The following is an 11874-nucleotide window of genomic DNA, read 5'->3' on the forward strand; positions in this document are numbered from 1 at the left end:
TGCGAGCAGCGGATGCCCGGGACGCACCACGGCGGCGACCGGTTCGCCGGTCAGCGGTTCGTAGCGCAGGTGCAGCTTGTCGTGCTCCGCGGAGAGACGGCCGAGCACGATGTCGAGCTTGTCCTGCGCGAGGCGTTCGAGCAGCACGTTGCTGGTATCGATCTCGATGGACACATGGACGCCCGCATGCGTGCCCTTCACGGCGGCGACCGCCGGCGGCACGAGCCGCAGCCCCGGCGACGTGATCGCGCCGACCGCGACGTGCCCGAGGTGTCCGGCCTTCAGCGCGGCGAGTTCCTCGCGAGCCTGGTCGAGACTGCCGAGCGCCGCGCGCGCGTGGCGGATCAGCGCGTCGCCGTACAGCGTCGGCCGCATCCCGCGCGGCAGCCGCTCGAACAGCACCGCGCCGATGGTTTCCTCGAGTTCGCGCAGCAGCTTCGATGCGGCCGGCTGCGTGATGTTCAGCGCGGCCGCCGCGCGATGGATGCCGCCTTCGTCGGCGAGCGCGACGACCAGCAGCAACTGGCGTGTCTTCAGGCGGGTGCGGAATCCCCACGGGCTGGCATCGGGCATTGTACGTACGGGTTTATATCGATATCGAAAGGGGCATCGGAGACGTCGAAAACGTCATTGGAAGGTTATCAAAATTCTACCTAGACTGCGCCGGTATCCCGCTCAAACAGGACGAGACGATGTCGGCGACAAAACCCAGGTTGCGCTCCGCCCAATGGTTCGGCACGACGGACAAGAACGGCTTCATGTACCGGAGCTGGATGAAGAACCAGGGCATCCCCGATCATGAATTCGACGGCCGGCCGATCGTCGGCATCTGCAATACGTGGTCCGAACTGACGCCGTGCAACGCGCACTTCCGCAAGCTCGCCGAGCACGTGAAGCGCGGCATCTACGAGGCGGGCGGTTTCCCGGTCGAGTTTCCGGTGTTCTCGAACGGCGAATCGAACCTGCGGCCGTCCGCGATGCTGACGCGCAATCTCGCGTCGATGGACGTCGAGGAGGCGATCCGTGGCAACCCGATCGACGCGGTCGTGCTGCTCGCCGGCTGCGACAAGACCACGCCCGCGCTGCTGATGGGCGCGGCGAGCTGCGACGTGCCGGCGATCGTCGTGTCCGGCGGGCCGATGCTGAACGGCAAGCTCGACGGCAAGGACATCGGCTCCGGCACCGCCGTGTGGCAGCTGCACGAGTCGCTGAAGGCGGGCGAGATCGACCTGCATCGGTTCCTGTCCGCGGAAGCGGGGATGTCGCGCTCGGCCGGCACCTGCAACACGATGGGCACCGCGTCGACGATGGCGTGCCTGGCCGAAGCGCTCGGCGTCACGCTGCCGCACAACGCGGCGATCCCGGCCGTCGACGCGCGGCGCTACGTGCTCGCGCACATGTCGGGGATCCGCATCGTCGAGATGGCGCTCGACGGGCTCACGCTGTCGAAGGTGCTCACGCGCGCAGCGTTCGAGAACGCGATTCGCGCGAACGCGGCGATCGGCGGCTCGACCAACGCGGTGATCCACCTGAAGGCGATCGCGGGGCGCATCGGCGTGCCGCTCGAACTCGAGGACTGGATGCGGATTGGCCGCGACACGCCGACGATCGTCGATCTGATGCCGTCTGGCCGCTTCCTGATGGAGGAGTTCTATTACGCGGGGGGCCTGCCGGCCGTGCTGCGCCGGCTCGGTGAAGGTGGGCTGCTGCCGCACCCCGGAGCGCTGACCGTCAACGGCAAGACGCTGTGGGACAACGTGTGCAACGCGCCCAGCCATGACGACGAGGTGATTCGCCCGCTCGACCGGCCGCTGATCGCGGACGGCGGAATCCGCGTCCTGCGCGGCAATCTCGCACCGCGCGGCGCGGTGCTGAAGCCGTCGGCGGCGAGCCCCGAGCTGCTCAGGCATCGCGGCCGCGCGGTGGTGTTCGAGAACTTCGACCACTACAAGACGGCGATCAACGACGACGCGCTCGATGTCGATGCGAACTCGGTGCTCGTGCTGAAGAACTGCGGGCCGCGCGGCTATCCGGGAATGGCCGAGGTCGGCAACATGGGCCTGCCGCCGAAGCTGTTGCGGCAGGGCGTGAAGGACATGGTGCGGATCTCCGACGCGCGGATGAGCGGCACCGCATACGGCACGGTCGTGCTGCACGTTGCGCCGGAGGCGGCGGCGGGCGGCCCGCTCGCGGCGGTGCGCACCGGCGACTGGATCGAGCTCGACTGCGATGCGGGCACGCTGCGGCTCGACATCGACGACGAGGAGCTGGCGTGCCGGCTGTCGGACGTCGACCCGGCCGCCGCGCCGGGCGTGGCCGCGCAGCGCGGCAAGGGCGGCTACGCGCGGCTGTACATCGACCACGTGTTGCAGGCCGACGAAGGGTGCGACCTCGACTTCCTGGTCGGCCAGCGCGGCGCCGCGGTGCCGAGCCATTCGCATTGACGCCGCATTGACGCGGGCGTTCCCGATCAGGATCCGAACCATGACACCCAGCCGCTTCCCGCGCTACCGTGGCATCTTCCCCGTCGTGCCGACGACGTTCGCCGAGACCGGCGCACTCGATCTCGCGAGCCAGAAGCGCGCGGTCGATTTCATGATCGACGCCGGCGCCGACGGGCTGTGCATCCTTGCGAACTTCTCCGAGCAGTTCGCGCTCGCCGACGACGAGCGCGACGTGCTCGCGCGCACGATCCTCGAACACGTCGCCGGCCGTGTGCCGGTGATCGTGACGACGTCGTATTACAGCTCGGACGTCTGTGCCGCGCGGAGTCGCAGCGCACAGGACCTTGGCGCGGCGATGGTGATGGCGATGCCGCCGTACCACGGCGCGACGTTCCGCGTGCCCGAGCCGCAGGTCTTCGAATTCTATGCGCGCGTGTCGGACGCGCTCGACATCCCGATCATGATCCACGACGCGCCGGCGAGCGGCACCGCGCTGTCCGCGCCGTTCCTCGCGCGGATGGCACGCGAGATCGAGCAGGTCGCCTATTTCAAGATCGAGACGCCGGGCGCTGCGAACAAGCTGCGCGAGCTGATCCGGCTCGGCGGCGACGCGGTCGAAGGGCCGTGGGACGGCGAGGAGGCGATCACGCTGCTGGCCGACCTGAATGCCGGCGCGACCGGCGCGATGACGGGCGGCGCGTATCCGGACGGGCTGCGGCCGATCCTCGTCGCGCACCGCGAAGGGCGCATCGACGATGCCTATGCGGATTACGCGCGATGGCTGCCGCTGATCAATCACGAGAACCGCCAGGCCGGGTTGCTGGCCGCGAAGGCGCTGATGCGCGAAGGTGGCGTGATCGCGTGCGACCGGCCGCGCCATCCGCTGCCGGACCTGCATCCGGATACTCGCGCCGAACTGGTCGCGATCGCGCGCCGGCTCGATCCGCTCGTGCTGCGCTGGGCGCGTTGAACCCGTCCGGCAGCCGGTTGCCGCGAAAGTCGCGCATGCCGCGCATGCCAAGAATGCTGCATCGCCGTCAGGCACGGCAACGACAACGACAGAGGCAGCGACACCTACATCACGGTCGACAACGACCCGCACCCGGAGGAGACACGACATGACCCGCACGATCCGACGACTGACCCTGCGCGCCGCGCTCGCGGCGCTGATCCTTGCGCCGCTCGGCATGCCGGGCGCTGCCCGCGCCGACACGCCGCTCAAGATCGGCTTTCTCGTGAAGATGCCCGAGCAGGCGTGGTTCATCAACGAGCAGAATGCGGCCACCTCGCTCGGTCAGAAGGAGCGCTTCACGGTCGTGAAGATCGGTACGCCCGACGGCGAGAAGACGCTCGCGGCGATCGACAACCTCGGCGCGCAGGGCGTGCAGGGCTTCGTGATCTGCGCGCCCGACGTGCGGCTCGGGCCCGCGATCGCCGCGCGCGCGAAGCGTTACGACATGAAGTTCGTGACCGTCGACGACCAGCTCGTCGATTCGTCGGGCAAGCCGCTCGCGAACGTGCCGCATCTCGGGATGTCGGCGACGAAGATCGGCAACCAGGTCGGACAGGCAATCGCCGACGAGATGAAGAAGCGCGGCTGGAAGCCCGAGGAAGTCGGCGCGCTGCGCGTGACCAACTACGAACTGCCGACGGCGAAGCTGCGCACCGACGGCGCGACGCAGGCGCTGCTCGCGAACGGCTTCCGCAACGAGAACATCTACGACGCGCCGCAGAAGACGACCGACGACGAAGGCGGGTTCAGCGCCGCCGCGCCGGTGCTCGCGCGGCATCCGAACGTGAAGAAGTGGGTGATCTTCGCGCTGAACGAGGAGACCGTGCTCGGCGCGGTGCGCGCGACCGAGCAGCTGCACATTCCGGCCGCCGACGTGATCGGTGTCGGCATCAACGGCGCGGGCGAGGCGTTCGCCGAGTTCCAGAAGAAGGAGCCGACCGGCTTCTTCGGCACGATCGCGGTCAGCTCGACGAACCACGGCAAGGACAGCACGCAGAACCTCGTCGACTGGATCCGCAACGGCAAGGTGCCGCCCGCCGACACGCAGACGAGCGGCAAGCTGATGACGCGCGGCAACTGGCAGGCCGTGCGCGCCGAGCTGGGCATCTGAGCGACGGCGGCGAGGACGCGATGACGACGACGGCTGGCGAGGACACGATGACGACGACGGACACGAGCAAGCGGGCGGGCTGCGTGGCGGTGCCCGGCTATCGGGCCGCTGCGGGCGCCGAGGACGCCGACGGCGCGCTGCTCGAACTCGACGACATCACGGTGAGTTTTCCGGGCGTGCGCGCGCTTGATGCCGTGTCGCTGTCGGTGCGCGCGGGCGAGGTGCACGGGCTGATGGGCGAGAACGGCGCGGGCAAGTCGACGCTGTTGAAAGTGCTGTCCGGCGTGAACCAGCCGCAGGCCGGCACGCTGACGCTGAACGGCGTCGCGCAGCGTTTTGCGTCGACGCGCGCAGCGCTCGAGGCCGGCATCGCGATCATCTACCAGGAGCTGCATCTGGTGCCCGAGCTGACGGTCGCGGAGAACCTGATGCTCGGGCAGCTGCCGAACCGGCTCGGCGTGGTCGACGAGCGCGCGCTGGTCGCGCGGGCGATGCGCGAGCTCGAACGGCTCGGCGAACGCATCGACCCGAACACGCCGGTCAAGCACCTGTCGATCGGGCAGCGCCAGATGATCGAGATCGGCAAGGCGCTGATGCGCGACGCGCGCGTGATCGCGTTCGACGAGCCGACCAGCTCGCTGTCCGCGCGCGAGACCGCGCAACTGTTCCGGATCATCCACGCGCTGCGCGCGGATGGCCGCGCGATCATCTACGTCACGCACCGGATGGAGGAGGTCTACGCGCTGTGCGACCGCGTGACGGTGTTTCGCGACGGCCGGCGCATCGAGACCTTCGAATCGGTCGCCGACCTCGATCGCGACCGGCTGATCGGCTGCATGGTCGGCCGCCCGATCGCGGACGTATACGGCTACCGGCCGCGCACGGCCGGCAACGTGCTGATCGAGGCGAAAGGGCTGGCCGGGCCCGGGTTGTCCGAACCCGTGTCGTTCAGCGCGTGCCGCGGCGAGATCGTCGGATTCTTCGGGCTCGTCGGCGCCGGGCGCTCGGAGCTGATGAAGCTGCTGTACGGCGCCGTGCGCCCGAGCGCCGGGTACGTCGAGCTGAACGGACGGCGCGTCGCGTTCGCGAGCCCGCGCGACGCGGTGCGTGCCGGCATCGCGCTGTGCCCGGAAGACCGCAAGCAGGAAGGCATCGTCGCGATCGCGTCGGTGGCCGACAACCTGAACATCAGTGCGCGCCGACATTTCAGCCCCGCGCGCATGCTGCTTGCGCCGCGGCGCGAACGCGAACTCGCGCAGCGCTACATCGAGCGGCTCGCGATCAAGACCCGCGACGGCGACACGCCGATCGGCGCGCTGTCGGGCGGCAACCAGCAGAAGGTGGTGCTCGCGCGCTGGCTCGCCGAGCGCATCGACGTGTTCCTGATGGACGAACCGACGCGCGGCATCGACGTCGGCGCACGCGCGGAAATCTACAACCTGTTCTACGAACTCGCGGACGCGGGCCGCACGGTGATCCTCGTGTCGAGCGATCTCGCCGAGGTGATCGGCGTGTCGGACCGCATCGTCGTGATGAAGGAAGGACGGATCGCCGGCTGCATGACGAAGGCGCAGGCGAGCCCCGATGCGCTGATCAAACTTGCGTTGCCGCGCTAGCCGACGCACCACCCGAACGGAAACCCGCACTCGACATGAGCCAGGCCATGCAACCTCAACGCACTTCCTCTTCCACCGACACGCCGGCGCCGGCAGCACGCGCGCGCGGCGGCGTGTGGAACCTGATCAACCGCTCCGGCATCGTGATGGTGTTCGTCGTGCTGTTCGCGACGCTGTCGCTGACCGTGCCGGATTTCCTCACGCCCCGCAACATCCAGGGCCTGCTGCTGTCGGTCACGCTGATCGGCTCGATCGCGGTGACGATGATGTTCGTGCTCGCGCTCGGCGAGGTCGACCTGTCGGTCGCGTCGATCGTCGCGTTCTCGGGCGTCGTCGCGTCGACGCTGATCACCGCGACGCACAGCGTGGTGCTCGGCACTGCGGCCGGCGTGCTCGCGGGCGGCGCGGTCGGGCTCGTCAACGGCGTGCTGATCGCGCGCTGGCGGATCAATTCGCTGATCGTCACGCTCGCGATGATGGAGGTCGTGCGGGGGCTCGCGTTCATCACGTCGAATGGCGACGCGGTGATGATCTCCGAAGAGCGCTTTTTCGAGCTCGGCTCGGGGTCGTTCCTCGGCATCTCGTATCCGATCTGGAGCAACATCGTCGGCTTCGTCGTGTTCGGCTTCCTGCTGCGCAAGACGGTGTTCGGCAAGAACGTGCTGGCGGTTGGCGGCAACGGCGACGCGGCACTGCTCGCGGGACTGCCGGTGATGCGCATCAGGATCACCGTGTTCGTGCTGCAGGGGCTCGTGACCGGCTTTGCCGGCGTGATGCTCGCGTCGCGGATGAGCCTCGGCGACCCGAAGACGTCGGTCGGCCTCGAACTCGGCGTGATTTCCGCATGCGTGCTCGGCGGCGTGTCGCTGACGGGCGGCGTCGCGACGATTTCCGGCGTGCTGGTCGGTGTGCTGATCATGGGCGCCGTGCAGGACGCGATGAGCCTGCTGAACGTGCCGACGTTTTACCAATATCTGATACGCGGCGGGATTCTGTTGCTTGCCGTGCTGTTCGACCAGTATCGTCGCAATCAGCGCCGCGCGATGCGGATCTGACGGCCGGGCCGGGGTCCTGCGAACCATCGCGGCGCGCGAATGCAAACAGGGATTCCGGAGACAGCATGCAACAGGAGAATCAGGCGGCATCGGCGGCGAATGCATCGGCGACGCTGCTCGTGGACTGCCGCAATACGCTCGGCGAAGGCGCGACATGGTGCGATGCGACGCACGCGCTGTACTGGACGGACATCGAAGGCGCGCGGCTGTGGCGCTGCCGCGCGGACGGCTCGGGCACGACGAGCTGGCCGATGCCCGAACGGCTCGCGTGCTTCGCGTTGACCGACGAGCCTGACGTGCTGCTCGTCGGGCTGGCGACGCGTCTTGCGTGCTTCGATGTCCGAACCGCGAGCTTCACGCACATTGCCGACGTCGAGCCCGACCTGCCGACGCGGCTCAACGACGGCCGCTGCGATCCGCACGGCGCATTCGTGTTCGGGATGAAGGACGAAGGCGGCGGCGCGGCACCGCGCGCGATCGGCGGGTTCTACCGCCTCAACCCGGACCTGACGCTCGAACGGCTCGCGCTGCCGCCGGCTGCGATCGCGAACAGCATCGCGTTCTCGCCGGATGGATCGCGGATGGTCTTCTGCGATTCGCCCGCGCGTGAATTGCTCGTCTGCGATTACCACGCGGATGGCAGCGTCAGCAGCGTGCGGCCGTTCGCACGCGTGACGGATAAAGACGGCGAACCGGACGGCTCGACGGTCGACCGCGACGGCGGCCTGTGGAATGCGCAGTGGGGCGCGCGGCGCGTGGTCCGCTACGGTCCGGACGGCGTCGAGACCGATCGCATCGCGGTGCCGACCGCGCAGCCGAGCTGCGTGGCGCTCGACGAAGCCGGGCGCCTGTATGTGACGAGTGCGCGGGTCGGGCTGGACGAAGCGGCACTCGCGAACGACGCGCACGCCGGCAGCGTGTTCGTCGCGCAGACGCGATACGCAGGCTTGCCGACGGCGCGCTTTGCGTTGACTCGGGCAAGGTGAGCACGTCGGCGCACCTTGGGCCTACTGCGCAGCAAGCCCGAGCAACGCGACCGCATTGTCCTTGAGGATCAGCGGATGCACGTCGGGCCGGAACCCGGCGTGCTGGAAATCCTCGAGCCACCGGTCCGGACGAATCAGCGGAAAATCCGACGCGAACAGCACCTTGTGCCGGAGCAGCGTATTTGCGTACTTGACGAGTTCCGGCGAGAAATACTTCGGCGACCACCCGGAAAGATCGATATAGACGTTCGGCTTGTGCAGCGCGATCGACAGCGCCTGCTCCTGCCATGGCCACGACGGATGCGCGATCACGATCTTCATGTCGGGAAAATCCGCGGCGACGTCGTCGAGATGAATCGGTTCGGAATACTTGAGACGCAGACCGCCGCCGCCGCGCATCCCCGAGCCGATGCCGGAATGGCCGCTGTGGAACACGGCCGGCAGCCCGTGCTCGGCGATCACCTCGTAGATCGGCCATCCGATCCGGTCGTTCGGAAAGCATCCCTGCATCGTCGGGTGGAACTTGAAGCCCTTTACGCCGTGTTCCTCGATCAACCGGCGCGCGTCGCGCGCGCCGAAGCGGCCCTTGTGCGGATCGATGCTCGCGAACGCGATCATGATGTCGCTGTTCTCGCGCGCGAAATCCGCGATCTCCTCGTTCGGGATGCGGCGCCGGCCGAGGTTCGACTCGCAGTCGACGGTGAACATCACGAAGCCGATCCGGCGCTCGCGGTAGTACGCGATCGTTTCGGGAATCGTCGGCCGGCGGCCCTGCTTCAGCACCGTGCCGAAATACTTGTCGGCCGCGTCGTCGAATGCCTTCCCGAACAGGTCGAGCGGCTGGCAGCACGACACCTCGGCGTGCACGTGCGTATCGATCGCAATCAGGTTCCGGATATCCAAGCGTGTCTCCTCATGTCATGAAGCGTGATGCGCGAACGCGGTGCGTCGCGCGAAGCCGCGCGTTCACGCCCGATTAGGGGTTTGTCCCGAGCCCCGGTCATTCTACTTTACATATCAGGTTACCTGATAGTAAATTGGCAGCGAGTCGCGAGTGGCGGCACTGTCATGGGAGAACGAAGATGAGTTACGAAGGTCGCTGGAACACCGTGAAGGTCGTGGTCGAGGGCGGGATCGCGTGGGTCGCGCTGAATCGTCCGGAGAAGCGCAACGCGATGAGCCCGACACTGAACGCGGAGATGATCGACGTGCTGGAAACGCTCGAGCTCGACGGGGAAGCGCAGGTGCTCGTGCTGACCGGCGAAGGTGACGCGTGGACGGCCGGGATGGACCTGAAGGAGTATTTCCGCGAAGTGGATACGGGCCCGGAGATCCTGCAGGAGAAGATCCGCCGCGATGCGAGCCGCTGGCAGTGGCAGCTGCTGCGCATGTATGCGAAGCCGACGATCGCGATGGTCAACGGCTGGTGCTTCGGCGGCGGTTTCTCGCCGCTCGTCGCGTGCGATCTGGCGATCGCGGCCGACGAAGCGGTGTTCGGGCTGTCGGAGATCAACTGGGGCATCCCGCCCGGCAACCTCGTCAGCAAGGCGATGGCGGACACGGTCGGCCACCGCCAGGCGCTGTACTACATCATGACCGGCGACACGTTCACGGGGCAGGAAGCCGCGCAAATGGGGCTCGTCAACAAGAGCGTGCCGCGTGCGCAGCTGCGCGACGAAGTGCGCGCGCTTGCCGCGAAGCTGCTGGACAAGAACCCGGTCGTGATCCGCAACGCGAAGCACGGCTTCAAGCGCTGCCGCGAACTGACGTGGGAGCAGAACGAGGACTACCTGTACGCGAAGCTCGACCAGGCGAACCATCGCGATCCGGAAGGCGGCCGCGAGCAGGGGCTCAAGCAGTTCCTCGACGACAAGAGCATCAAGCCGGGCCTGCAGGCGTACAAGCGCTGACACGGCGCACCGCACGCAACCGGATCTGAGCGGAGAGACAGCACAATGCACGAAGTGAGTTTGTTGATCGACGGCGTGTCGCGCGGCGCGTCGGACGGCAGCACGTTCGACCGGATCGATCCGGCGACGGGGCAGGTGGCGTCGCGCGCGGCCGCGGCGACGCTCGCCGACGCCGATGCGGCGGTCGCAGCGGCCGCGCGCGCGTTTCCCGCGTGGGCGGCGCTTGCGCCGACCGAGCGGCGCCGGCGTCTGATGGCCGCCGCCGACGGGATGGATGCGCGTGCCGCCGAATTCATCGAGACGGGCCGCGCGGAAACCGGCGCGATGGCGAACTGGTACGGCTTCAACGTGATGCTCGCCGCGAACATGCTGCGCGAGGCGGCTGCGATGACGACCCAGATCGACGGCGCGGTGATCCCGTCCGACGTGCCGGGCAGTCTTGCGATGGCCGTGCGCCAGCCGTGCGGCGTCGTGCTCGGCATCGCGCCGTGGAATGCGCCGGTGATCCTCGCGACCCGCGCGCTCGCGATGCCGCTCGCGTGCGGCAACACGGTCGTGCTGAAGGCGTCGGAAGGCTGCCCGGGCGTGCATCGGCTGATCGGCAGCGTGCTGCACGACGCGGGCCTCGGCGACGGCGTCGTCAACGTGATCACGCATGCGCCGCAAGACGCGCCCGCGCTCGTCGAGCGGCTGATCGCGAACCCGGCCGTGCGGCGCGTGAACTTCACGGGCTCGACCCGCGTCGGCCGGATCGTCGCCGAGCTGGCGGCGCGGCATCTGAAGCCCGCGCTGCTCGAACTCGGCGGCAAGGCGCCGGTGCTCGTGCTCGACGACGCGGATCTCGACGCGGCGGTCGATGCGGTCGCGTTCGGCGCATTCTTCAACCAGGGGCAGATCTGCATGTCGACCGAGCGCGTGATCGTCGACAGCAAGGTCGCGGACGCATTCGTCGACAAGCTCGTCGCGAAGGCGCGCACACTGAAGGCTGGCAACCCGGCGGCGCCCGGCGTGGTGCTCGGTACGCTCGAAAGCGCGGCGGCCGCGCAGCGCATCGCGGCGCTCGTTGCCGATGCGCGCGAGCACGGCGCCGCGCTGCCGCTCGGCTGCGAGGTCGACGGCGCGGTGATGCAGCCGACGATCGTCGATCGCGTCACGCGCGACATGAAGCTCTACGCAGACGAATCGTTCGGGCCGGTCGTGACCGTGCAGCGCATCGACGGCGACGAAGCCGCGCTCGCGGCCGCTAACGACAGCGAATACGGGCTGTCGGCGGCGGTGTTCAGCCGCGACATCGCGCGCGCGATGAATGTCGCGAAACGCGTCGAGTCGGGCATCTGCCACATCAACGGCCCGACCGTGCACGATGAGGCGCAGATGCCGTTCGGCGGCGTGAAGGCGAGCGGCTACGGCCGCTTCGGCAGCAAGGCGTCGATCGCCGAGTTCACCGACCTGCGCTGGATCACCGTGCAGACCGGGCCGCGTCATTACCCGATCTGAGCGGGCCGCGGCAGCGCGGCAACGGTAACGACAACGGCAACACCATAACGAAGTGCCCGCCGGGCGCCCAGCGAGTGCGTCCGGCGGGCCCGGCCCCGCTGGATGGGCCCAGAGTGCGAAGCATCGGACCGAACCGGAAGCCGAGGCGCCAGGTTCGGCCGACACAGGAGACACACCTTGATTGCGGATCCGACCCAACCGCGCGGCGCCGCCGCCGCGCCGCCCGCGCCCGCCGGCTACCGG

The 11874-nt window shown here is 68.4% G+C and carries 10 protein-coding genes; 8 read left to right on the forward strand and 2 right to left on the reverse strand.

What is annotated here, in order from left to right; translation table 11 throughout:
- Positions 1–573: LysR family transcriptional regulator (locus G3N94_RS35945; protein ID WP_205798904.1), on the reverse strand; the 573-nt coding region annotated here is incomplete at its 3' end.
- A 119-nt stretch (positions 574–692) separates the two neighbouring features.
- Here G3N94_RS35945 and G3N94_RS35950 point away from each other — a divergent pair.
- From G3N94_RS35950 to G3N94_RS35975, 6 genes are all read left to right on the forward strand, one after another.
- Complete coding sequence (locus G3N94_RS35950) at positions 693–2444, forward strand: IlvD/Edd family dehydratase (protein WP_205798906.1); 1752 nt, start codon at positions 693–695, stop codon at positions 2442–2444.
- 40 nt (positions 2445–2484) lie between these two features.
- Positions 2485–3414, forward strand: a complete 930-nt coding sequence (locus tag G3N94_RS35955; protein ID WP_205798908.1) for a dihydrodipicolinate synthase family protein — start codon at positions 2485–2487, stop codon at positions 3412–3414.
- Between the two features lie 148 nt (positions 3415–3562).
- Positions 3563–4567 (forward strand): arabinose ABC transporter substrate-binding protein, encoded by a 1005-nt coding sequence (locus tag G3N94_RS35960; protein WP_205798910.1) that lies wholly within the window; start codon positions 3563–3565, stop codon positions 4565–4567.
- Positions 4568–4587: 20 nt separating this feature from the next.
- Positions 4588–6183, forward strand: a complete 1596-nt coding sequence (gene araG / locus G3N94_RS35965) for an L-arabinose ABC transporter ATP-binding protein AraG (RefSeq protein ID WP_241022265.1) — start codon at positions 4588–4590, stop codon at positions 6181–6183.
- A 35-nt stretch (positions 6184–6218) separates the two neighbouring features.
- Positions 6219–7238: an L-arabinose ABC transporter permease AraH gene (gene araH, locus G3N94_RS35970; protein WP_205798912.1), complete on the forward strand. Its 1020-nt coding sequence runs from the start codon at positions 6219–6221 to the stop codon at positions 7236–7238.
- Positions 7239–7303: 65 nt separating this feature from the next.
- On the forward strand, positions 7304–8224 hold the full coding sequence (locus G3N94_RS35975; protein ID WP_205798914.1) for an SMP-30/gluconolactonase/LRE family protein: 921 nt from the start codon (positions 7304–7306) through the stop codon (positions 8222–8224).
- A 21-nt stretch (positions 8225–8245) separates the two neighbouring features.
- Here G3N94_RS35975 and G3N94_RS35980 read toward each other — a convergent pair whose 3' ends face one another.
- Complete coding sequence (locus G3N94_RS35980; protein WP_205798916.1) at positions 8246–9127, reverse strand: amidohydrolase family protein; 882 nt, start codon at positions 9125–9127, stop codon at positions 8246–8248.
- A gap of 179 nt (positions 9128–9306) precedes the next feature.
- Between G3N94_RS35980 and G3N94_RS35985 the strand changes: the two genes are divergently transcribed.
- Together G3N94_RS35985 and G3N94_RS35990 are read left to right on the forward strand one after the other, a co-directional pair.
- Complete coding sequence (locus G3N94_RS35985; protein ID WP_205798918.1) at positions 9307–10134, forward strand: p-hydroxycinnamoyl CoA hydratase/lyase; 828 nt, start codon at positions 9307–9309, stop codon at positions 10132–10134.
- A 45-nt stretch (positions 10135–10179) separates the two neighbouring features.
- On the forward strand, positions 10180–11631 hold the full coding sequence (locus tag G3N94_RS35990) for an aldehyde dehydrogenase (protein WP_205798920.1): 1452 nt from the start codon (positions 10180–10182) through the stop codon (positions 11629–11631).
- Positions 11632–11874 lie beyond the last annotated feature (243 nt).

The sequence above is a fragment of the Burkholderia sp. Ac-20353 genome (assembly GCF_017104785.1).
GTDB lineage: Bacteria > Pseudomonadota > Gammaproteobacteria > Burkholderiales > Burkholderiaceae > Burkholderia.